At 70.6% G+C, this 22,915-nt stretch carries 17 protein-coding genes; 12 read left to right on the top strand and 5 right to left on the bottom strand.

What is annotated here, in order from left to right:
* Positions 1–284 precede the first annotated feature (284 nt).
* From ABH927_RS27260 to ABH927_RS27280, 5 genes are read left to right on the top strand one after another with little or no spacing between them, the layout of a single operon-like run.
* Positions 285–2,120, top strand: a complete 1,836-nt coding sequence (locus tag ABH927_RS27260; RefSeq protein ID WP_370026141.1) for an SCO2524 family protein — start codon at positions 285–287, stop codon at positions 2,118–2,120.
* Complete coding sequence (locus tag ABH927_RS27265; protein WP_370026143.1) at positions 2,121–3,035, top strand: SCO2523 family variant P-loop protein; 915 nt, start codon at positions 2,121–2,123, stop codon at positions 3,033–3,035.
* On the top strand, positions 3,032–3,988 hold the full coding sequence (locus ABH927_RS27270) for an SCO2522 family protein (protein ID WP_370026144.1): 957 nt from the start codon (positions 3,032–3,034) through the stop codon (positions 3,986–3,988). The genes ABH927_RS27265 and ABH927_RS27270 overlap by 4 nt, the downstream gene beginning before the upstream one ends.
* A gap of 12 nt (positions 3,989–4,000) precedes the next feature.
* The gene (locus ABH927_RS27275; RefSeq protein ID WP_370026146.1) at positions 4,001–4,933 is read left to right on the top strand and encodes an SCO2521 family protein; all 933 of its coding nucleotides are present in this window, start codon (positions 4,001–4,003) and stop codon (positions 4,931–4,933) included.
* Positions 4,930–5,910 (top strand): hypothetical protein, encoded by a 981-nt coding sequence (locus ABH927_RS27280; RefSeq protein ID WP_370026148.1) that lies wholly within the window; start codon positions 4,930–4,932, stop codon positions 5,908–5,910. Before ABH927_RS27275 ends, ABH927_RS27280 begins: the two co-directional genes overlap by 4 nt.
* Here ABH927_RS27280 and ABH927_RS27285 read toward each other — a convergent pair.
* Positions 5,873–7,075, bottom strand: a complete 1,203-nt coding sequence (locus tag ABH927_RS27285; RefSeq protein WP_370026149.1) for an NAD(P)/FAD-dependent oxidoreductase — start codon at positions 7,073–7,075, stop codon at positions 5,873–5,875. The genes ABH927_RS27280 and ABH927_RS27285 overlap by 38 nt on opposite strands.
* Positions 7,076–7,525: 450 nt before the next feature.
* Here ABH927_RS27285 and ABH927_RS27290 point away from each other — a divergent pair, with 450 nt between their 5' ends.
* The gene (locus tag ABH927_RS27290; RefSeq protein ID WP_370026151.1) at positions 7,526–9,427 is read left to right on the top strand and encodes an alpha/beta fold hydrolase; all 1,902 of its coding nucleotides are present in this window, start codon (positions 7,526–7,528) and stop codon (positions 9,425–9,427) included.
* A 69-nt stretch (positions 9,428–9,496) separates the two neighbouring features.
* Positions 9,497–10,333, top strand: a complete 837-nt coding sequence (locus ABH927_RS27295) for a PmoA family protein (RefSeq protein WP_370026153.1) — start codon at positions 9,497–9,499, stop codon at positions 10,331–10,333.
* Positions 10,334–10,336: 3 nt separating this feature from the next.
* Here the strand turns inward: ABH927_RS27295 and ABH927_RS27300 are convergent, their stop codons facing one another.
* The 3 genes from ABH927_RS27300 to ABH927_RS27310 form a co-directional block, all read right to left on the bottom strand.
* Positions 10,337–10,780, bottom strand: coding sequence for a type II toxin-antitoxin system VapC family toxin (locus tag ABH927_RS27300; RefSeq protein ID WP_370026155.1), 444 nt, complete (start codon positions 10,778–10,780; stop codon positions 10,337–10,339).
* Positions 10,777–11,019, bottom strand: coding sequence for a type II toxin-antitoxin system VapB family antitoxin (locus ABH927_RS27305; protein WP_370026157.1), 243 nt, complete (start codon positions 11,017–11,019; stop codon positions 10,777–10,779). The genes ABH927_RS27300 and ABH927_RS27305 overlap by 4 nt, the downstream gene beginning before the upstream one ends.
* A gap of 82 nt (positions 11,020–11,101) precedes the next feature.
* Positions 11,102–12,355, bottom strand: a complete 1,254-nt coding sequence (locus ABH927_RS27310) for an MFS transporter (RefSeq protein ID WP_370026158.1) — start codon at positions 12,353–12,355, stop codon at positions 11,102–11,104.
* A gap of 243 nt (positions 12,356–12,598) precedes the next feature.
* Between ABH927_RS27310 and ABH927_RS27315 the strand changes: the two genes are divergently transcribed.
* From ABH927_RS27315 to ABH927_RS27325, 3 genes are all read left to right on the top strand, one after another.
* Positions 12,599–15,277 carry a chitinase C-terminal domain-containing protein gene (locus ABH927_RS27315; RefSeq protein WP_370026160.1) on the top strand — a complete coding sequence of 893 codons (2,679 nt, stop codon included), beginning with the start codon at positions 12,599–12,601 and terminating at the stop codon, positions 15,275–15,277.
* A 278-nt stretch (positions 15,278–15,555) separates the two neighbouring features.
* On the top strand, positions 15,556–16,614 hold the full coding sequence (locus ABH927_RS27320; RefSeq protein ID WP_370026161.1) for a copper resistance protein CopC: 1,059 nt from the start codon (positions 15,556–15,558) through the stop codon (positions 16,612–16,614).
* Positions 16,611–17,648: a copper resistance D family protein gene (locus tag ABH927_RS27325; RefSeq protein ID WP_370026163.1), complete on the top strand. Its 1,038-nt coding sequence runs from the start codon at positions 16,611–16,613 to the stop codon at positions 17,646–17,648. The genes ABH927_RS27320 and ABH927_RS27325 overlap by 4 nt, the downstream gene beginning before the upstream one ends.
* 250 nt (positions 17,649–17,898) lie before the next feature.
* Here ABH927_RS27325 and ABH927_RS27330 read toward each other — a convergent pair whose 3' ends face one another.
* Entirely contained in the window at positions 17,899–19,140 is a 1,242-nt protein-coding gene (locus ABH927_RS27330; RefSeq protein WP_370026165.1) for a hypothetical protein, read from the bottom strand.
* 218 nt (positions 19,141–19,358) lie between these two features.
* Between ABH927_RS27330 and ABH927_RS27335 the strand changes: the two genes are divergently transcribed.
* Positions 19,359–22,043, top strand: a complete 2,685-nt coding sequence (locus tag ABH927_RS27335) for an alpha/beta fold hydrolase (protein ID WP_370026167.1) — start codon at positions 19,359–19,361, stop codon at positions 22,041–22,043.
* Positions 22,040–22,906: an ABC transporter permease gene (locus ABH927_RS27340; protein WP_370026169.1), complete on the top strand. Its 867-nt coding sequence runs from the start codon at positions 22,040–22,042 to the stop codon at positions 22,904–22,906. The genes ABH927_RS27335 and ABH927_RS27340 overlap by 4 nt, the downstream gene beginning before the upstream one ends.
* Positions 22,907–22,915 lie beyond the last annotated feature (9 nt).

Here is a 22,915-nt window from a genome sequence, read left to right on the forward strand (position 1 = left end):
TATCCGGATGGTCCGTTATATGCCTGGTAACCTCGATTTGGGACATTTCAAATATCTCTCAGACTTAGGACACGGATGTCCGTTTCTAGATCTCTATCACTCAAACCTGGGCAACATGGCGGAATTACCGGCCGGTCAGGCGACGGAGTTGGTTTTCAATGGTATAAGGAGTTGGGGGCCCCGTCTCCACCTAGTCGTTAAAGCACGACCCCTAGGTAGAGAAAGCGAGACCGACCTCCACCCCGCCGGACTACGTAAGTCACTCGTAGTGCAGAGAGGTCCACATGAAACTGCAGCCCCGCCAGCAGCTTCTGGAGGTCTGGGAGGCGGCGGCGCGCACCTCCCTCCGCGACGGCGGGTGGACCTGGGGTGGGCGCGGCGGTTCGAACTCCATATCGGATGCCGAACAGCTCCTCTGTTTCATGTACCCGGCCTCCGAGCTGCCGGGTTTCCGGCTTGACACCCCGGACGAGACCGCCGACGACGTGCTGGCGGCTCTCACCGACCTGGGTGACAGCGTCGAAATCCCCAAGCTTCTGCTGAAAGTCATCGGCGAATATCTCCGGACCTATACCGGAGATGACGGACGGCCGATTTTCTCGGGCGGCAGCTACTTCCTCCCGTCCGACGAGGACGCCAAGATCACCCCCGAGCAGCTGCAGCTCGACGTCGTCGACTCCTTCTCCATGTCGGTCACGCTCGCGCTCGGCACACTGGGCTTCCTCAAGGTCTTCCGGCAGAGCGTGCGCCGCGAGGACATCCGCAGGGAGATCCGGGAACTGGAGGATCTCGCGAGCAGCCGGCTGTCGGCCGCCATGGTGGGACTGCTGCGCAGCTTCACCATCAACGCGTTCGACCCCGGGGCGCCGGCGGGCCGCGCGCTGCTCCGGACCGTCAACCAGACCGGCGCCCCCGAGCGGCGCGTGCTCGACGATCTCCGGCGGGAGCTGCGCCCGGTCCGGGCGGGCCTGCGCGACCTCAGCATCGGGTCCGGCAGCGAGGTGGACCTCGACAACGAGAACCTGCTGTTCGAGTGCGGGTGGACCTGGGGCATCGTCAAGGACGCCCCGGACGTCTCCACGCCGCTCCAGATCGGGCCGCAGCCCAAGGGCGTCGCCGCCGACACCCCGTTCCTCTACTTCACCGTCAACGCCCTCGTCGGCATCAGCGACCTGTGGTCGGAGCGCACCCGTGTGCTCGGCCTGCTCAACGACGACCAGCTCAACCTCGCCCAGTCGCTCCAGCGCCGCTGGGACCTCACCCAGCTCTACTGGCGCACGATCGCCATGTACGGCCGGGGCACCTGGCCGCTGGAGGACATCCCCTGGAAGACCACGGACGAGAAGGAGTCGGAGTACTACAGCCTCGGCGTCACCGCCATGGTCGTGCAGAGCCTGGTCAACAGCCGGGCGAGTGACGTCGACCTCGGCCGCGTCGCGAGCGTGCTGGAGGAGCTGGCCATCCGGGCGAGGATCATCCGCAGGGGTGTGCCCGGCGACCCTCCCGTCCTCATGCATTCCCCCGGAGTCCCGGTCAACCTGCGCGGCAGCGAGGAGCTGGGCCCGCCCATGATCTGGGTCGTCTCCGACTTCGCGATCACGCTGCTGAAACGCACGATCTGGGCCGCCACGATCGCGCAGAACACCCGGACCAGGGAGCGGCTGCTGACCCTGGCCGATCAGATCTGGCGGCACATCATGCAACGCCGCTGCGCGGACGGGGCCGCGCGCGGGCTCTGGGACCAGCCGGGCAACGTCTTCACCGACATAGAGGTCCGTCACGAGGAGCCCTCGTGGTACTTCAGCGAGCGGGTCGTCGAGTTCCTCGTCGCCGCCGCCCTCGCCAGCGGCGAGTCCCCCCTGCGCAGCCCCCAGCTGGTCGAGTTCGCCTTCCAGATGCTCAGCGAGGCCGAGCACCTGCTGGATCAGGAGCTGGTCACCAGGCAGCTCGTGGAGGGGCAGACCATCCAGCCCAAGCTGCGGAGCATCCAGGCGGCACTCCAGCGGGCACGATTGATCATCAGTGACCGGCCGGCGACCGCCAACGCGCTCATCAACAACGCCCTGCTGGACCTGGAGCGTCTCGCCGTCGCCCGCGACAGCGCGTCGGAGGCGATCTAGATGCTCATCTTCGCGATCTCCGACAAGGGCGGCACCGGCCGCTCGGTCACCAGCACCAACATCGTCTACCGGCACGCGCTGCAGGGCAACGACGTGTGCTACCTCGACTTCGACTTCGGCTCGCCCACGGCCGGGGCCATCTTCAGCGTCAGCTCGGTGGCGCGCGGCACGAAGGCGGGCGGCCTCCACGAATACCTCCGAGGCGACTGCGCCGAGCCGCGCCGGATCGACATCTGGTCCGAATCCGACCGCGAAGGTCTCCGCGTCAAACCGCCCGGCGCCGGGCGGCTGGTGCTGCTCCCCGGCACCGAGGGAGGCGGCGAGCTCGCCACGGTGGAAGAGGAGATGATCGGCAGGTGCGTGCAGCTCTTCAGCCGCCTGGAGGAGGAGTTCGACCTGTGCATGGTGGACGTGAGCGCCGGACGCTCGTTCACCGCCGAGATGGTCCTCAAGGCGACCGTGCGGCTCCCGGCGATCCCCTTCCGCTGGCTGGTCTTCCACCGCTGGACGCGGCAGCACATCATCGCGGCCGACGGCCTGGTGACCGGCGCCGACGGGCTGCTCGACGTAGGCGCCAGGGTGGGGCACGACCCCGATGACCTGCGTGACCGCATCCGGTTCGTCCGCACGGCCGTCCTGGAGCCCGACGCCGCCGAGTTGGTGGGCCTGCGTGACGAGCAGCGAGCCTGGCTGAGCGCCTGCGACAACGACCTGCGGGAGCTCGCGCGCCGGCACAAGGTCGGCCGTACGGCGATGCTGGGCAAGATCCCCCTCGATCCCGTCCTCCAGTGGCGCGAGCAGCTCATCTCGGACGAGGACGTGCTGGCCAGCAAGATCGCGAACGCGGAGACCACCGCGGCGTTCGACGAGCTTGCCAAGAAGATCGTCGATGACAGCGCATGGGAGGGTCTGTGACGTCGGTGAACGCGACGTTCGGCGAGGTCGCGGCGGAGCGCCGGATCGCCTCGGCTCCCTTCTCCCACGTGTCCATCGAGCTCGGACATCTCTACATGGAGGACTTCGAGGCCGGTCCCGAGCGGCTGCGAGAGCAGTTCCGCCGGGTGGCTCCCTGGGTCCGGAGCGTGCGGGCGAGCTGGCAGGACCGGGTGCCGGGACGCAGGGCGAGGGTCAGCACGTGCTTCCTGATCGACGACTACTTCAGCCGTTTCAGCACCCCGGCCGAGCTGGTGCCGATGGTGCTCGACGCCGCGGCCGAGAGCGACCTGACCATCGACTACCTCGCGAGGGAGTCCGCCTGCGCCGAGAGCGACGGCGTCGAGCTCGCCAGGCTGGTCGAGGACCGGCTCGTCGACGATCCGGCCCCGGAGACCAACGGATCCCGTCCTCCGGTGAAAGAGACGGGGTGGCTGTCCAACGGCGCGCGGTCCCCGCAGGTGGGCGCCGTCCAGGCCATGGGCAGGGAGCAGCGGTGGGCCCCGCCCGTGCAGAACGCCAAACGGGGCCACTCGATCTTCGTGGACGTGGAGCTGTGGGACGAGGCCGCCGGGCGGCGCACGTGGTCGTGCCCGTTCCTGGCCGCCGTCTGGCAGCTCCTGCGCCTCGGGCTGTTACGCAGTGAGGGGCGGCTGCCGCTCCGGCCGGTCCCCCGGGAGGACGCCTTCCCCGGGGACTGGGACTCGCTCCCCGCCGTCGTCCAGCTGAACCCGGCGGCCACGCCGTTCAGCGCGTACACGACGCTGTCCGTTCTCTCACCCCGTTTCCTGCCGGTCGAGCTGGCGGTGCGGACGATTCTGAGCCAGGTCGCGGTGGACGCGGACGTCCTGCGGCAGGTGGCGGCTCGGAGCGAGAGCGAGGGCATCAGGCTCGAAGAGGAGCTCGTCGACCGCATCTCCTACGTCTTCACCTAGGAGCCCGGACTGATGCTGGTCATGGGCGAAGTGCACACCGGGCTGCTGCAGAACTCCGGGGAGGTCCCCGAGTCGAGCGCCCGTGACGTTCTCCGGCTGCTGGCGGGTGAGACCGTCCGCGTCTCCCGGCGTCCGATCGTCTACGCGGTGTCGCCCGATCGGCTGACCGGGGTGGACTGCAGGCTTCCGTCCGCCTCGCAGTCCCGGGTCAGGGGCATCGGCACGGTGGTGTCCCGGTCGTCGATCACCGGCGGCCGGATCGTGCAGGGCTCGTCGTACGCGCACGTCGAGCGCAGCGGTTCCGACCGCCGGCTCGCGTGGTCGCACTACCTCGCCCGCCCGGGGGTCATCGAGGTGTTCGGGAAGGCCAGGGCGGAGGACCTGGCCGACGGGTTCACCGAGGACCCGCCGGCGGACTGCCTGGACCTCGGCGCGATCAGCGCGCGGTTCATGGACACCGTCCAGGCGTCGCCCCTGCTGGACAGGCGGGCGCCCTTCAAGATCGCTCGGGCCCGGCTCCGGTGGGTGGCGCGGACGGGCGAGCCGGCCATCCGCCTCACCCTGCACTCCGACCAGGTGCGGACGCTGCGCCTCGTCCACGAAGGGGAGTTCACACCGGCCGTCGTGGACCTCTGCGAAGATCTGGCGCTGCACGACTGGCTGCTGACGGCGCTTCTGGTGATCATCGAACGGGCCCGCATCGGCAGCCGGTCCGGCCCGGAGGCGGCGGCCAAACTCGCCCCCGCCGTCGATCACCTCCTGCACCTGTGGATGCCCGCGGCTCGGGTGGACGACGCACTGGCGCCCTTCTGGGAGAGCCTCGATCGCCGTCCCGGGTTCACCCGGCAGTGGCAGTCCCTGGTCGACCGCGTGCGTGACCAGGTCGCGGTGAACACCCTCGCCCTTCTCAGCGCGACCGCGGACGCCGGACGGAGGCGGCAATGAATGGCAGAGCCCGCGAGCCGGCCCCGCCGGTCGTCCCCAAGATCATCCGTAAGCTGCTCGTCACCATGCTGGTCGGCGGCGTCAGCTACCTGGTGACGAACTCCTTCATCCATGGCCCGAGCGAGGACCTGTGGAGCCTGCTGCTCGCGACGTTCATCAGTGGCGTGGTCTTCGTCGTGCAGTTCCTCGCGGACGTGGACGCCCAGCTCGAAATCGTCCGGCAGGAGCAGCGCGAGCAGCACCGCAGCACCCACCTGCTGGTAGGGGACGGGTTCTCCAAGATCAACGAAGCGAGCAAGCTGTTCGGGCTGATGGAGGCCTCGGCGCTGCAGAGCGACGTGGTCACGCAGTTCGTCCGGAACGCCACGAAGATCGGCGAGGACGTGCCCGAGCTGGTCAAGAACCTCGTGCATCACGAGATCGGCCGCATGTCGAAGTTCCTCAAGGAGCTGGGCGACGGCGGCCACGCCATCTACGAGGGCGAGGACCGCGACTGGCTGCTCGCCCTGGCGGCCAGCACGCGGACCAGTCTCGACGCGATCAGCACGACCAGCGTGGACGCGCGGGCCACCGAGTTCGACGGCGGCTTCTGGATGACCGACCTCGGTCAGCGCTACGTGAAGATCCAGCGGGACCTGGTGCAGCGCGGCGCCCGGGCCCGCCGCATCTTCATCGTGGATCGTTCCGAGCTCCTCGACTCCGAGGCCTTCCGGCGCATCTGGAAGTGGCAGTCGGAGGTGGGAATCGAGGTCAGGGTGCTCACGTACGCCGAGGCTCCGCCGACTCTTAGGGGATCGCTGTCCGACTTCATCCTCTTCGACGGCGTCCTGTACTACGAGTCGAACCCCTCGCCGCAGAGAGGGGACGGCATCGCCCCCATGATCCTCAGCACGATCCTGGTGCGCGAGCCGGAGAAGGTGAAAGAGAAGGTCGAACGGTTCACTGAGCTCTGGGAGTCGGCGTCCCCACCTGCGTAGGCGGGACGAACTCCCGGTCCGGCCGGCAGACGTCGAGCCGCTCGCGGGTGTCCGCGTCGACGTCCCCGTTGACGAGGGCCGAGACCATCTCCGCCGTGACCGGGGCGAGGGTGACGCCAAGGCCGGTGTGCCCGGTGGCCGCGAGCACCCGTCGGTGCTCGTCGACGTATCCGACGATGGGCCGGTGGTCGGTGCTGCCCGGACGGAGGCCCGCCCACCTCTTTCCGACCTCCCAGGTGGCGGCCTCCGGCAGCAGGGTGGTCACCCCCTGCATGATCTCGTCGAGCGCGCGGTCGGTCACCTGGGGATCGCCCACGTTGGGCTCGTAGGTGACTCCCACCGCCACCCTGCCGTCATGGCGCGGCACGAGATAGGGGTAGCGCTCCACGCCGTCCTCGACGATCTCGGTGAAGACGTGGTGCCGCAGGGCGTAGGTGGTGGCTCCCGGCGGCCGCATGTCGAACGCCTCGCCCTTGATCGGGAACAGGTGCTTCCTGTGGTCGGGAAGGAAGGCGCCGCTCCGATGTCCGGCGGCCACGATCACCGTCCCGGCCGAGATCCGGGTGCCGTCCTCGAGCGCGGCCTCGGCGCCGTCGGCCGCCGATTCCACCCGTGTGACGCGGGAGCCGAGCAGGACCCGGATCGGGTGGCGCCCCGCCGTCAGGGTCGCGGCCAGCGCGACCATGAGCTCTCGCGGGTCGAGGGCCAGCTCCTCCGGGAGGAGGAACCCGCCGATGACCGCGTCGCTCAGCTTGGGCTCCAGCTCCTTGACGTCGGAGGCGGTCAGACGATCGACGGCGAAGGGTGAGTTCTTCCACAGCGGCAGGACGCGGGTCTCGAGGCGCTCCATCTCCGTTTCGTTGAGGGCGACCTGGATGTCTCCACCGTCGAGCACGTGGACCGTGACCCCCGAGACCTCTGTGAGCTCCGCCAGCCAGTCGGGGTAAAGGTCCCGGCCGCGCTTGAGCACGGCGCTGAGCGGCCCGAGGCAGGCGGGCTCCGTCTGCGTGAGGATGCCGCCCATGGCGGCGTCCGAGGCGCCCTGGCCGAGCTTCGGCTCCGCGTCCAGGAGGATGACTCTCCGGCCCTCGGATCCCAGCCTGTGAGCGATCGCGCACCCGATCACTCCACCACCGATGATCGCGACGTCGCAGGTCTCAGGCACGCGGGCTCCCAATGCTTCGCCGTCCCCTGCTTCGACAGTAGGCGAGCCGGGGCCGTTCAAGAAGGTCACAGACGTGTGGCCTCGGCGGAACTGTATCGCGCGGGAATCTTGCGGGCCCGGAAATGGCCCGAGTCGTTGCTCGCGCCGAGAGGTCTGTGCCCAAAGGGTGCGCCCCGAGAGCTTCGCGCCGAGCCAGGCTCCGGCGTGATCATGCACGTGTTCCCGCATGGGCAGCCTGACTAGTCCGCATCCCCCTGGTGATCATGCACGTCTTCCACCGCGTACGCCTTCACCTGCCAAGGCGCCCGGCGTGATCACGCACGGGCAACGGCTCTTCAGACGAATCGGGGCCTTTGACACGGCCTGGGAATGATTCACGCTAAGGTTTCTGCGGATATCGCCGGGTTCGCGGGACGGGGCTGACGGTTGCGGGGTGTACGTAAAGCGGCCGTGACGGCATTCGCCGCGGCCCTCGTTGTGACCTTTCTTGGCCTCTTCGGCCTCCTGTCCGGCGCCGCGCACGCCGCCGGACCGGGTCAGACCGAGGAACGGCCCTGCCCGGTCGCGGTGCCGGAGGGGACGACCTGCGGGTTCCTCCTCGTTCCCGAGCGGCGGGACGTCCCCAACAGCAGGACGATCAAGGTCGGCTACGCCGTACACCGGTCGACGGCGGCGGGGCGCAAGCCGGACCCGGTGGTCTATTCGAGCGGCGGGCCGGGGTCGCCGTCGCTCCAGCTCACCGGGCTGCTCTCGCGGATGCTGCCCGACCGGGACGTCGTGGTGGTCGAGCAGCGCGGCGGGCGCTACTCCGAGCCCCGGCTGAGCTGTCCGGAGATCGTCAGGGGCCTGGTTCAGACCCTGCAGAGCCCCGCCCAGATGGCCAAGGAGACCGCGCCGATCATCAGAGAGGCGTTGACCTGCCAGGACCGCCTCCAGCGGGAGCACATCGACCTCCGGGGCTACCAGACCGCCGAGATCGCCGCAGACGTCGTGGACCTGCGCAAGGCGCTCGGCTACCCGAAGTGGAACCTCTTCGGCGTGAGCTACTCCACCCGCTCGATGCTTCAGGCCGCGTCGGACGACCCGGCGGGCACGCGCAGCGTGGTGCTCGACTCCTTCCTCCCCGCGAAGACGAAGTGGTACGACGAGGCCACCCCCGCGCTCGCGGCGACCATCGCCAAGCTGGGGATCACGGCCCGGTTCGACGCGATGGTGGCCCGGCTCAACGCCCGGCCCGCCACGCTCGAGACCCGTGACCCGCTCACCCACAAGCGGATCACGGTCAACCTGACCGGCGACGACGTGGCCACGATCCTCGAAGAGGCCCTGCACGAGGCCGACGTCATCCCGATCGTCCCGGCGCTGGTGGACGGCCTGGCCGACGGCCGCACGGGGCTGCTGCAACCGCTGGTCGACCAGGCGGGCGGCGGCCTGACCTCGCACGACTGGGGGCTGTACTACGCGGTCCAGTGCCAGGACGAGGTGCCGTTCAACTCCTTCCCCGACGGTGGCCGCCTCCGGCTGTTCACGGGGGTCGCGGACGCGGCCGTGTGCGGGGCCTGGAACCTGCCCGCCGCCCGCGGCGAAAGCGCCGCCGCCATCGCCACGCAGGACACCGGGACCGCCGGGAGCACCGGGACCGCCGGGAGCACCGGGAGCACGGGGGGCATGGGCACTGGGGATGGGCCGGAACCGGCTCCCCCGGCCCGGCCGGCGCCGGCGCCGCCCGTGCTGGTCGTGGGCGGCCAGTTCGACCCGACGACGCCTCCGGAGTCCGCCCGCGAGGCCGCCCGCGGCGTGCCGGGGGCCCGCTTCGCCGAGTTCGCCGGGATAGGGCACGCGGTGTTCCTGTCCAGCGAGTGCGGGCGCCGTACGATCGCCGCGTTCCTCGACGACCCGGCGGCCACCGGAGCGCCGTGCGACCCGGCGCGCGCGCCGTACCCGATCGTCCGTCCCGGCGAGCTCGCCCTGACCTCGTCGGCCTACAAGGCGATCAACTCCCCGCTGCTCTTCGCGCCGCTCGCGCTGTTCGTGCTCGTGTCGGCCGTACAGCTCCTCGCCGGGCTGGCGGGGCTGGTCAGGCGGCGGGGCGGCGGGCCGACCGCGCTGGCCGGGCTCGCCGGGCTCGCGTTCGCCGGGCTGTCCGCCCTCAGCGTGCACGGCATGGCCGACCAGACCGCGCTCGCCATCGGCGTCCCGAAGGCGCTGGCGTGGTACGGCCTGCTCGCCGTCCTGGCCACGGCGCTGTCCACCGTGGCGGCCTTCCGGCTGCGGGCGCGGGCGATCCAGATCGTGCCGAGCCTGGTCGGGCTGGCGCTCCTCGCCTGGCTGTACGGCTGGCTGCTCGGGTGACATGCCGGTGAGCTTCTGGACCTCCACGTCTCGGCGTGGACGACTTCTCGCGACAAACGGAGGTGCCCGGTGGGATCGGTGAAGAAGCTGGTCGTCGAAGAGCGCGGCGTGGAGATCCTCCACTACGTCTACGAACCGGACATGCCGGTCTACGAGTCGCCCAAGCCGTACCTGCATCCGATGCGGACGCTCGCGGGCGACGTGGTGACGGCCTACCGGCCGCACGACCACCTGTGGCACAAGGGCCTCCAGATGACCGTCTCCAACCTCTCGGGGCAGAACTTCTGGGGCGGCGGCACCTACGTGCGCGAGGAGGAGACCTACGTCGATCTGCCCAACAACGGGACGATGCGGCACGAGGGCTTCCCCGAGCCCGGCGTGGAGCGGCTGACCTGGCACACCCAGGCGGGCGAGCACTGGGTCGACGAGGTCCGCACGCTGGCGATCCGCGACGTCGAGGACGACTCGTGGGCCCTCGACCTCACCACCGCCATGACGAACAGGCGGGGCGAGGAACTGGTCTTCGGCAGCCCGACGACGAACGGCCGGCCGATGGCGGGGTACTGCGGCCTGTTCTGGCGCGGCCCCCGTTCGTTCGAGCACGGCGAGGTCATCGCCGAGACCGGTGAGGGCCAGGAGATGATGGGCCGCCAGGCGCGGTGGCTGGCCTACGCCGGCAGGCACGACGAGGTTGACCGCTCCTCGACGCTGCTGTTCATCAGCGCGCAGCCGGCGAAGTGGTTCGTCAGGACCACCCCCTTCGCGGCGGTCAACCCGTCGATCGCCTTCGACGAGGAGGTGCGACTGGCGCCGGGCGACACGCTGAGCCTGGCCTACCGCGTCGTGGTCGCGGACGGCCGGTGGAGCCGCGACCGCCTGGAGTCCTACGTCAACGAGCACCCGTAGATCTCAACGGCCTCCACGGCGAAGCGGGTTCCGGGTGGTCAGCGTGGGGAATCTGCTGAAGTCGCGGTCCATCGTCCACAGCTCGCGGACACCGTGAGAAAGGCAGAGCCCCGCGATGCGGGCATCGTGCACCAGCGGCCCCGCGACCTTCCCCTCGACGAGGACGCTTCTGAGGGCCGGCCAGTATCCGGCCCCCTCGCCAAGGGTCACCAGCGAGGGAGATGCGAGCCATGCCTCGATCTGGTGCAGCGCCTGGTCGGTGGTGCTCGGCGGGGCGTAGATCCGGGGATGTGTGACGATCGAGAAGAACTCGTGCAGACACGCCCACGGAATCGCCCATGGAACACGGCTCTCCGCTAGTTCCCTGACCCGCTCCGCGGCGTCGACATGGAATTCGCTGTCCCGCCGATGGGCGTAGACCAGGATGTTCGTGTCCACCGCGATCACAGGCGGTCTCCATACGCGAGGGCGCGCACGTCGTCCCACGACGCCGTGTTCACCGCGGCCTGCAAACCGTCACCGGGGATCGAGGCGTCCTCCAGAAGGAAGTCGGCTCTGGGGGCCCTGCGGGACAACACCGCGCGGAGACCCTCTTCGATCAGCGACTTCAGCGTAGTCCCCTCGGCGTGGGCGACTTGGCGTGCCTCTTGAAGAAGGCCGTCGGCGATGTCCACAGTGGTCTTCATATTGGTCACCATACCCATGGACCCATACTCCCATATCTCGTCACCCTGAGCGATTGAATCGCTACTGGTGGCGCTTTGAGAGCTAGGGAACGGCTTTGATCTTCCAGACGAGTCCGGCGCCGAGCAGGACGATCACGGCGGAGGCCAGGTAGAGCACCGGATAGCCGCCGAGGCTCGCGACGATCGGCCCGGCGATCACCGGCCCGAGCACCTGCGGGCCGGAGTTGGCGATGTTGATGAGGCCGAGATCCTTGGCCCGCCCCTCGGGCGCCGGGAGCACCTGGGTGACCAGCGCGTTGTCCACCGACAGGTAGACGCCGAACCCGACGCCCAGCACGACGGCGGCGGCCACCGTGACCCCCCACTGCGGCCAGAACGCCAGCATGAGGGCGGGGACCGCGCTGATCACGCCGGAGACCGTGACCAGGGTCTTGCGCTTCCCCAGCCGGTCGGAGACCACGCCGCTGACGACCGTGGTGAGCACCACGGCGGCCGTGTAGATCAGGATCAGGACGAGAAGACCGTCGGCGGCCGTCTCTCCGGGGAAGAGCCGTTCGTAGTGCACGGCGTCGGAGAGGAAGTACAGCAGGTAGAGGGTCGCGATAGCGTTGCCGAGCTGCATGAGGAAGCGGGTCAGCCATGCCCAGGCGAAGTCCGGATGGCGACGGGGGCTGATCCAGAACCGCCTGAGGCCGAACGGCGGCCGGTGCTCCCTCGGCAGCGGCGGATCGGGCGTCCTGAGGAACGGCAACACGCACAACGGCACGAGGCCACCGATCAGGAAATATCCGGATTCGACGGTGCTCGCGACCATCGTCGTGAGCACCACGCCCAGAACGACTCCGAGCGACTGTGGGATGCCGATCCAGCCGGAGACCTCGCCGCGCTGGGACACCGGCACGTGGTCCGGCACTCCGGCCGTGAGGGACGCCTGCATGGCGTTCAGCCCGATCTGGGCCAGGCACCAGCCGATCGTCACCCCGGCCACCGTCGTCTGGCCCGCGAGGAACAGCAGCCCCAGGCCGCCGAGGAGCGCCCCGCCGAGCGTCCAGGGGTGCCGCCTGCCGAAGCGCCCGGCCGTACGGTCGGACAGGGCGCCGGCGACGGGGTTGGAGATCATCGCGACGGCCGCGCCGATGCCGGTGACCCAGGCCAGTGCGGCTTCCTTGCCGTCGGGGGCGATGCCGCCGACCTGCTCGGGAAGCAGGACCTGGAGCGGCCCGAAGTAGGCCATCCAGAGCGCGAGGTTGGCCAGCGAGATGAACGCGGTCCAGATCGGCCCCACCCGCCGGACCGGCTCCGCCAGCGCCACCGGAGAAGCGGCGGGAGCGGCCACGGCTACCTACCTAGCAGTTGTTCGTGAGCAGTGCTCGGATCTTAGTCTCCGCCTTGATCGGGGCACAAGAGACGGGCAACTCCGGGGTCAAGCCTTCCTTAAGGGACCCTTAACGAAGAACTATCAGGAAAGTTTCTTAAAAGAAGGCATTGACGCGCCTGTTCACACAGGCTTAGTTTCCGAGCAATCCCGTGGGGGCGGGGGTGTAGTGACACTTGGCACGTCGCCTATCGGAGGTGGCCTGTGCGCTTGCGCGCGGCATCAGCGGGAGCAGCCTCGCTCGCTCTCATGGCCGGGATATTCACCGGCAGCATCGCCGTCATCGGCGGAGCCGTCGGAGTCGGCGGCATCGGTGGCCTCGGTGGCGTCGCCAGCGCGGCGGTGGACAACGAGACCTGCCGCCCCGACGGCCTCTACCGGACGCCTGGCGTGGACGTCCCCTACTGCCTCGCCTACGACACGGGCGGCCGGGAGAAGAACGGTTCCGACCACCCCCGCCGCATCATCGGCTACTTCACCGGCTGGCGCGACGGCGCCAACGGGCAGACGCGCTACCTGGTGAACAACATCCCCTGGGGCAAGGTCACCCACATCAACTACGCGTTCGGCCATGTCGGGCCGGACAACAAGCTCTCCGTCGGCTCGAACACCGCGGCCAACGCCGCCATCGGCGAGACCTGGCCGGGTGTCGCCGGGGCGGAGATGGATCCGGCCTACAGCTACAAGGGCCACTTCAACCTGCTCAGCAAGTTCAAGAAGCAGTACCCGGACACCAAGACGCTGATCAGCGTCGGCGGCTGGGCGGAGACCGGCGGCTACTTCGACGACAGCGGCAACCGCCAGGCCAGCGGCGGGTTCTACTCGATGACCGTCAACTCCGACGGCTCGGTGAACCAGACCGGCATCAACACCTTCGCCGACTCGGCCGTCTCGTTCATCCGGACGTACGGCTTCAACGGCGTGGACATCGACTACGAGTATCCGACGTCGATGAAGGACGCGGGCAACCCGCTCGACTGGAACACCGCCAACGCCAAGCGGGCCGGCCTGATGAAGGGCTACGTCGCCCTGATGAAGACGCTGCGCCAGAAGCTCGACACCGCGTCGGCCGCCGACGGCAGGTACTACCTGCTGTCGATCGCCGCGCCGTCCTCCGGCTACCTGCTGCGCGGCATGGAGACCTACCAGGTCACGCAGTACCTCGACTACGTCAACATCATGTCGTACGACCTGCACGGCGCCTGGAACAAGTACGTCGGCCCCAACGCCTCGCTCTACGACGACGGCAAGGACGCCGAGCTGGCCGCGGCCGGCGTCTACACGACGTCGCAGTACGGCGGCATCGGCTACCTGAACACCGACTGGGCCTACCACTACTTCCGCGGCGCGATGCAGCCCGGCCGCATCAACATCGGCCTGCCGTACTACACCCGCGGGTTCAAGAACGTCACGGGCGGCACCAACGGCCTGTGGGGCACGGCGTCCGCCTCCACCTGCCCGGCCGGAGCCGGCCTGACGAGCTGCGGCGACGGCGCGGTCGGCATCGACAACCTGTGGCACGACCTGGACACCGCCGGCAAGGAGGCCCCCGCCGGGTCCAACCCGATGTGGCACGCCAAGAACCTCCAGCAGGGCGTCCTCGGCGACTACCTGTCCTCCTACGGGATCACGGACAAGTCGCTGACCGGCACCTACACCCGCAACTACAGCTCGGCCCTCGTCGCGCCCTGGCTGTGGAACTCCACCAAGAAGGTGTTCCTGTCCACCGAGGACGACCAGTCGGTGGGCGCCAAGGCCGACTACGTGGTGTCCAAGGGCCTCGGCGGCACGATGGTCTGGGAGCTCGCCGGCGACTACGGCTGGAACGCCGCCAAGGGCCAGTACGAGCCCGGGTCCACGCTGACCACGGTCATGTACGACAAGTTCAAGGCGGCCTCGCCGTACGGGAGCACCCGGGCGACCACCACGATCCCGGCGCAGAAGCTGGACATCTCGGTCGACTTCCGAGAGTTCGCCCTCGGTGACAACAACTACCCGATCAACCCGAAGATCCACATCACGAACAACTCGTCGGTCACCCTGCCGGGCGGCACGGAGTTCCAGTTCGACTACGCGAACTCCGCTCCGGGTAACGCGGCCGACCAGTCGGGCTTCGGGTCCACCGTGATCCGCAAGGACCACACCGCGGCGAACAACATCGGCGGCCTCCAGGGCGACTACAACCGGGTGTCCCTGAAGCTGCCGAGCTGGCAGACGCTCGCTCCCGGCGCGTCGGTCGACGTGGCCTTCGTCTACTACCTTCCGACCTCGACCCCGTCCAACTGGACGGTGACGTTCGGCGGCGCCAGCTACGGCCTCCTGCAGGACTACGCCCGCGGCGGCACGACATCCTCCCCTTCCCCGTCGGGCTCGCCGTCCACCTCGCCCTCGGCCTCGCCGTCACCCACCGCGTCCTGTACGGCCGCCGCCTGGTCGTCCACGGCCGTCTACGTCGGCGGCGACCTGGCCTCCTACAACGGCCACACCTGGAAGGCCCAGTGGTGGACGCAGGGCGAGACGCCGGGTGTCGCGCAGGTCTGGCTGGACCAGGGCGCCTGCGCGGGCGGCAGCCCGTCCCCCTCGCCCACCCCGACCCGGAGCCCGAGCCCCAGCCCGAGCGCCACCCCGACCCCGACTCCCACCCCGACTCCCACGCCGACGCCCACGCCGACGCGCACTCCCACTCCGACCCCGTCCCCGAGTGCCACGCCGAGTCCCACACCGACCCCGACAGGCACGTATCCCAAGTGGGCGGCCGGAACGACGTACGCGACGGGCGCGAAGGTCAGCTACGGCGGATCGAACTACCAGTGCCTCCAGGGGCACACGGCCATCGCGGGCTGGGAACCGCCCAACGTGCCGGCCCTTTGGAAGAAGATCTGACCCCGCCGAAGACGTGCTCGGCGGCAGGCGCGACACGCCCTGGCCGCCGGGCATAGCCTCCGGGCCGCGTGAGACCGGTGACGCTCGCGCGGCCCGGAGTCCCAACCGGTGCCCGGCGATCCCCACAAGGGATCGCCGGGCATCGCTCGTCTGGAGGGCTCGTCGGGGGGGCTCGTCGGGGGGCTCGTCGGGGGGCTCGTTGGGGGCAGGGAATCGGCCGGGGGCGATGAGTGGGACCATGTCTGGGTCAGCGGGTCCCCAACCGGAAGGCAAGGCAGTTGTTCGAGGTCGCGCGGGCCGGGTCGCCCCGGCCAGGGGATCACCTGCACCGCCCGGAGGTGTCGTTCTTCGCCCACCGTTCCGGAGGCGCGCCCCGGCGCACCCCGGCCACCCGGCCTCCCCATCGCGCGCCGTGGACCACCGGCCTGATCACGAGACCGCTCAGCGTCCCCGGGCGGGCGCTCGGCAGGACGGTTCGGCCGCTCGCACGGACCCTTGTCGTCCTGCTGATCGCCTGCGCTCCGCTGCTGTTCCTGACCACGCCGGCGCGGGCCCACAACGTCCTGATCGGCAGCGACCCTCAGGACGGGGCGCGGCTCTCGGCCATGCCGGCCAGGGTGACGCTCACCTTCGACCAGGCCGTCCGCCGTGACTTCGCCAGGATCGCGGTGACCGGTCCCGACGGGGCTCACTACGAGCAGGGGGACGTCGGAGTCAGCGGGGACAGCGTCTTCATCGGCGTGCGAGGCCCCGGCGTCTCCGGAGAGTACACGATCGGCTACCGAATCGTCTCCAACGACGGCCACCCGGTCACCGGCACCATCGGCTTCACCGTCACAGGGGGCGCCGGCGGCCAAGGGGGGACGGGTCCCGCCCCTGACTCGAAGCCGGGCACGACAGCGGCCATCGGGAAGCCGACGTCTCTGGAGGTTCCCGGGTCGAGCGGCGGCTGGGTCTGGGTCCTGCTGATCTTCACCGCGGCGCTGCTCGCCCTGGCCGCCCTCGTGCTCGTACGGCACGACCGCCGCGCCCTCGCATACGCAGGCGACAGCCCCCACAACCGGCGAACCGGCACCGCAGAGAAGACGGACGCCGGGCAAAGCGGCCCGGCGCAGGCCGACGCGGGCCGAACGGAAGCGGGACGGAGGGACGCGGGACAGAGGGACGCGGGACAGACGGACGCGGGACAGACGGACGCGGGACAGACGGACGCGGGACAGACGGACGCGGGACAGACGGACGCGGGACAGACGGACTCTGCCGACGCGGCAGGGCATGGCGACGCGGGGCGGGCGGGGCGCTCATCGGGCGAGCCGGGGCTCGGGAGCGGAGCGTGACGGCGACAGCGGAGCGCGGGCAGGCTCCGGCCAGGATCTCCGAGGCGTCGCGGACCCCGATTCCGGTCGCGGGAGTCGTCGCGGCGGGGCTCCTCGCAGTCGTCATCGCGACGTGGGTCACGCTCCCCGCCCCGGCACCGGGGATTCCGATGCCGGGCCGGCTCGTCGAGTACGGCCTGCCCGTCGCCCGTGTGATCCTCGACCTGGCCGCGATGGCCACCGTCGGCCTGAGCCTGCTGCCCAAGCTCCTCGGCTTCGACGCGCCGGAGCGGACGGAACGGGTTGCGGCGAAGGCCAGGCACTGGGCCGTGCTGACGGCCCTGATCTGGTGCGCCGCCGCGCTCGTCTCCGCCGTGCTGAGCGCCGCCGAGCTCGAACCGGGCGGGCTGCCCGACGTCGCCTCCTACGTCGAGCGGATCGGCTCCGGTCAGGGCATCATCGTGAGCGCGTCCTGCGCCCTGGCGAGCTCGGCTGTCGGCATGCTCGCCGTGCGGTTCGGCGAGAAGGTCCCCGCCGAGTTGCGGGTGCTCATCGCCGCGTTCGGCCTGCTGCCGCTCCCGGTCACCGGTCACGCCTCGAACTGGTACTGGCACGACCTCAGCATGGTCTCGATGGAGCTGCACGTCATCGGCGCTTCGGCGTGGACCGGCGGCCTGGTCGCGGTGGCCGTGCTGCTCCCCCGCGACCGCGACCTGCTGTCGCTCGCCCTGCCGCGCTTCTCGAAGCTGGCCACGGTCGCGCTGCTCGTCGTCGGACTCTCGGGAGTCTTCAACGGCCTCATCGAGCTGCTACTCACCCCCGGGCAGACCTTCCCCCTGTCGCTGGCGACCACCCGATACGGCTGGCTCGTGCTGGCGAAGACGCTGCTCACCGGGGTGATCGCGGTGCTCGGCGCCAACATCCGCTGGCGTCTGATGCCTTCGATAGCCCGTCAGGCCCCCACCGCGTTCGCCGCGTGGGCGGCCTTCGAGCTGACCGTGATGGGCCTGGCGTACGGCGTGGCCGTCGCGCTCACCAGGGCGCCGGTCATCTGACGGCCCCCGCCACGCCTGCGACCGGACGGCATATGGCCGAGCGGAACCGACTTCCCAGCACGACCGATGTCCTGATAGTGCTGCGCACCCTCGACGGGCTTCCCGTCGTGGAGCGGGCCGTGGCGATGACCCTCTCCGAGCTCATGACGGACCCCGGAGCGGCGCGCCGGCAAGTGAGCCCGCGGCGCGCTGCAGGCTCGCGGCCTCACCCGGAAACCCCCACGGCCTCACCGGGAGACATCGTGCGGCGTCACCGCTCTCCGGCAGGGGTGGCGGGCGCGGGGACCACGGCAGGCGACTCCGTAGCGGCAGCGGGCGCGGCGGCGAGGGCCCCCGGGACGTCGGTGTAGGCGGGCGCGTCGGCGCCCGAGAGGTGATATCTCCCGACGAACCACTCGACGGCGAGCCAGGCGGCCGCCAGCGCGGCGGCGGTCACCGGCCACGATCCCATCGCGAACGGCGGAGCCTCCAGCACCCGGTCCTGTACGGCGAGCCCGCCGTACACCGCGGCCGTCACGATGGCGGCCCCGAGCACCGGCCGGATGTACGGCACCCGCACGAAGAACGCGAGGTCCACGCAGATCCCGGCGAGCACGAAGAAGAACGGGATCGCCGACGGGGGGAAGCCGCCCCCGACGAGCAACGGCCACACGAGACAGCGGTAGGCGACGTAGCCGGCCGTGATCCCGGTGGCCGTCCAGCGCGCGCCGACCATGAGCCGGGCGAAGACCAGCACGGCCATGCCGAACACGCCCGCGTAGACCGGGTACACGTAGTCCGGCACCGGCAGTGAGAATTTGAGGATCATGGCGTGGTCCACGGGCCGGCCCATCTGGTCCGCCGCGAACTGGAGCAGGCTCGGCTCGGCGTACGGCCGGCCGCGGTCCCAGGAGGCCAGCTCCAGCACGCCGTACTCCTGGTGCTGGGCCGGGAAGTGCACGTTCTCCAGGAAGAACGCGAAGAGCGCGCCGAGCACCAGCGTGCGCCGCCGCTCCGGAACCGCGCCGGACGGCCCCGCGCCGAGGTACCAACCCCGGATCACCCCGGCGATCATCAGCGCGGTGCCGATGAACAGCAGCGAGTGCGAGGGGCTCCAGGCGGTGATGTCGAGCCCGTTGACCCGATGATTGATCAGGTCGAGCGGGATCGCGATGAGGAAGATCCCGGTGCCCCACTGGATCAGCCGGGAGGCCGTGCGGTCGACGCCGTAGCCGGTGTACCAGTGGACGAGGGCCAGGCCGACGGCGATCGCCGTGCCGACCGAGTTGAGCAGGTGCGGCGGGGCGAGATCGTCGCGCAGCCACCGGAAGTGCCACGAGACGTCCCACGTGGACCCGAGCACCTTCAGGACGAACGCCGCGAGCCAGCCGAGGTAGAGCACCCGGAAGAGGTCGGCCGGGGTCTCCCTGCCCGCCTCCCCGCGCGTCCAGTAAGGAAGGGCCCACCCGAGGATGCGGGCGGGTGCGTACCTGAGCGTCGTTCCTGTGGTCACGCGCGAAATGATGCCGGTCCGCAGGTTGCGGGCGCAATCAGGGATTACCCGGATGCGTTGTCACGATTCAGCACGCCCTGCCGGCCCGCCCCGCCTCCTCGCGTCCCCGCGCGGGCACGCAGGCTCCTTACCAGTCCCACCCGCCTCCCCGTCACCTCCAGTAGCCGCATCCGCTCCTCCTCAGCGATCTCTCAGGGTCGGCTCAGTAGCATCGCGACATGAGGTTTACGGGTGGGCGGCGGGCCCTGGTCGTGGCGGTCGCGCTGGTCATCCTGATCGGGGGCGGCCTGACCTGGGCGCTGTGGCCGTCCGGAGCGTCCGCGAAGGGCCAGGACGTCGCCATTCCGGTCGTGGACGGCCCCGCCGACGACCAGCACGTGACGATCGACGCGACGTTCTTCCCCCCGGTCTCCGGCGGCAAGGCCCCCGCGGTGCTGCTGGCGCACGGCTTCGGCGGCAGCAAGGAGAGCGTCCGCGACCAGGCGGAACGGCTGGCCGGGCGGGGCTACGCGGTGCTGACCTGGTCGGCTCGCGGGTTCGGCCGGTCCACCGGCGAGATCGCGCTCAACTCCCCCGACTACGAGGTCAAGGATGTCCGCCAGCTCGTCGACTGGCTCGCGAAACGGCCCGAGGTGCGTCTCGACGGCGGCGGAGACCCCCGCGTGGGCATCACGGGCGGCTCGTACGGCGGGGCCATCGCACTGATGGCGGCGGCCTACGACAGCCGGATCGACGCGATCGCCCCCATGGTGACGTGGCACGACCTGGCCGACGCCCTCTTCCCCGACGCGACCGGCAAGGGCCCGGTCAACGGCGTCTTCAAGAAGATGTGGGCGGGCATCTTCTTCAGCACGGGCAACGGCCCCCTGTCCCCCGGTCTGTCCCCCGGCGGCGGGCTCACCTCGGGAGGCCTCGGCGGCACAGGGCCCGGCAGCACAGCCGGGGGCACGGTCGGCGGACCGCTCCCATCCGGCGGAGGGCGTGGAGACAGGCCGCCGGCCGGCCGGCCGATGACGGCGCAGCAGGTGAGGTGCGGGCGGTTCCTCCCGGCAATCTGTGACATGTACCAGACCGTGGCGGAGACCGGCCGGGCCACTCCGGCCGCCGTCGAACTGCTCCGCAAGTCCAGCCCGGTCTCGGTGCCGGAAAAGATCCGCATTCCCACGCTCCTCATCCAGGGACAGCGTGACTCCCTGTTCCCTCTCGGGCAGGCGGACGCCAACGCCCGGGCGATCGCGGCGACCGGCGCCCCCGTCGAGGTGGCCTGGATCAACGGCGGGCACGACGGCGGCGACAGCGAGCCGGACTGGGCGGGTGACCGCGTCTCGGAGTGGTTCGACCGCTGGCTCAAGAAGGCGGACGCCGAGGGTGCGGCTGCCGGGAGTGCGGGCACAGCGGCCTTCACGGTCAGCCGGGACGGCGGGCGAGACCCGGGCACCCGGCGTCCCGTGATCGTGCACGCCACCGGGGGCGGCTATCCCGGCCTGTCCGGCAGCGCCCGCACCACGGTGGCGATCTCCGGGCCCGACCAGCAGGTCGCGAACCCGCCAGGCGGATCGCCCGCCGCGATCTCGTCCGTGCCCGGATTCGGCGGCCTGCTGAGCGGCGCGGGCGGCAACCTCGGGGTGGCCCTGGACGTCCCCGGGCAGGCGGCCGCGTTCCAATCAGCGCCGCTGCCCAGGTCCACGCAGGTCACCGGCAGTCCTACGGTCCAGATCCGGGTGTACGGCACGGGCGAGGCGACGCTGTTCGCCAAGCTCTACGACTCCTCCGGCGGGGCTCTGGCGGTGCTGCCGTCGAGCCTGGTGGCGCCGCTGCGCGTCACCGCGACGGAGGCGGGCACGCCGGTCACCGTGACGCTGCCCGCCATCGACAGGCGGTTCGACGCCGGACACCGGCTGCGGGTGGTGGTGTCGACCACCGACCTCGGGTACGCCACTCCGGCCGCCCCCGCCGTCTACCGGATCGGGCTCGGGTCTCCGGGGCTGACGCTGCCCGCCGACCCGGCGTTGGACGCCCCGGCCACCGGCCCCGCCTGGTGGACCTGGGCCATGCCGCTCGCCGCCCTCGTGATCGCCGCCATGCTCCTGCTCACCGGCCGCACGCGGCGGGCCGAGCGGGCCGAGCGGGGCGAGAGCCGTACAGAGACGGAACCGGGACACGATGACGTGCCGCTGGTGATCACAGGGCTGGGCAAGCGCTACAGCAACGGCGAGAAGGCCGTGGACGGCCTGTCGTTCCGGGTGGAGAAGGGCCAGGTGCTCGGCCTGCTGGGGCCCAACGGCGCCGGGAAGACGACCACCATGCGGATGCTGATGGGCCTGATCCTCCCCGACGAGGGGGAGATCCGCATCTTCGGGCACCCCGTGGTGCCGGGCGCGCCCGTGCTGTCGCGGCTGGGGTCGTTCGTCGAGGGGCCGGGGTTCCTGCCCCACCTGACCGGCCGGGCCAACCTGGAGCTGTACTGGCAGGCGACCGGGCGGCCGGCCGGAGACGCGCACCTGGAGGAGGCGCTGGAGATCGCCGGGCTGGGCGGCGCCCTCGACCGTGCGGTCCGCACCTACTCCCAGGGGATGCGGCAGCGGCTCGCCATCGCCCAGGCCATGCTCGGCCTGCCGGATCTGCTTGTGCTCGACGAGCCGACGAACGGGCTCGACCCGCCGCAGATCGCGGAGATGCGCCGGGTGCTCAAGGCGTACGCGGCGCGCGGACGGACGGTGATCGTGTCCAGCCACCTGCTCGGCGAGGTCGAGCAGACCTGCAGCCACGTGGTGGTCATGCACCGCGGCAGGCTGGTGTCCGCGGGACCGGTGAGCGACCTGCTCGGCGCGACGACCTCCGGCAACGGCTCCGGCCCCCGGCTTGAGGACGTCTTCCTCGACCTGATCGGAGAAAGCCGTTGACCCCCGCGACGAAGACGACCGGCGCCGCCGCCGGATACGCCCCCGGGCGGACGCTGCCGCTGCGCGTCGAGATCGTCCGCCAGTTCCGGCGGCGGCGGACGATCGCCATGTTCGGCCTGCTGCTGGCGCTGCCGTGGGTCCTCGTGGTGGCGTTCCAGTTCGGGCCGCAGTCGGGCAACCAGCAGAACGCCCTGCGCCTGTCGGACCTCGCCACCGAGGGCGGGCTGAACTTCGCCGCGTTCGCCCTGTCGGTGTCGGCGAGCTTCCTGCTCGTCGTGGCCGTGGCGCTGTTCTGCGGCGACACGGTCGCGAGCGAGGCGAGCTGGTCGTCGCTGCGCTACCTGCTGGCCGCTCCGGTACCCCGCGACCGGTTGCTGCGGCAGAAACTGATCGTCGCGCTCGGATATTCGGCCGCCGCCGTGACCGTGCTGCCGGTCATGGCCCTGGTGGCGGGCACGCTGGCGTTCGGCTGGCACGACATCCGCGTGCCCGGCACCGGCGAGGTCATCGCCGCCGCCGACGTGCTGCCGAAGTTCGGCATCGTCATCGCGTACGCCCTGGTGAGCCAGCTGGTGGTCGCGTCGCTGGCCTTCCTGCTGTCGGTCAGCACGGACTCGCCGCTGGGCGCAGTCGGCGGGGCCGTGGGCCTGGTCATCGTGAGCAGCATCCTCCAGGCGGTCGAGGCGCTCGGCTCGATCCGGGAGTTCCTGCCGACGTTCTGGAACACGGCCTGGCTGGACGCGCTGGCGCCGCGGCCCGACTACAGCGGGATGGTGAAGGGTGTCGCGCTGTCGGTCACGTACTCGGCGATCCTGATCGCGCTCGCCTTCCGGCGCTTCCGCCGCAAGGACGTGGTCTCCTGAAGAACCGGT

Source organism: Planotetraspora sp. GP83 (assembly GCF_041262585.1).
In the GTDB taxonomy this organism is placed as follows: Bacteria; Actinomycetota; Actinomycetes; order Streptosporangiales; family Streptosporangiaceae; genus JAOEGB01.

Bases quoted from the DNA above. Each gene is read 5' to 3' on its own strand.
- ABH927_RS27260 (WP_370026141.1), top strand. From the start codon at position 285: ATGAAACTGCAGCCCCGCCAGCAGCTTCTGGAGGTCTGGGAGGCGGCG.
- ABH927_RS27265 (WP_370026143.1), top strand. From the start codon at position 2,121: ATGCTCATCTTCGCGATCTCCGACAAGGGCGGCACCGGCCGCTCGGTC.
- ABH927_RS27275 (WP_370026146.1), top strand. From the start codon at position 4,001: ATGCTGGTCATGGGCGAAGTGCACACCGGGCTGCTGCAGAACTCCGGG.
- ABH927_RS27280 (WP_370026148.1), top strand. From the start codon at position 4,930: ATGAATGGCAGAGCCCGCGAGCCGGCCCCGCCGGTCGTCCCCAAGATC.
- ABH927_RS27305 (WP_370026157.1), bottom strand. From the start codon at position 11,019: ATGAAGACCACTGTGGACATCGCCGACGGCCTTCTTCAAGAGGCACGC.
- ABH927_RS27335 (WP_370026167.1), top strand. From the start codon at position 19,359: ATGAGGTTTACGGGTGGGCGGCGGGCCCTGGTCGTGGCGGTCGCGCTG.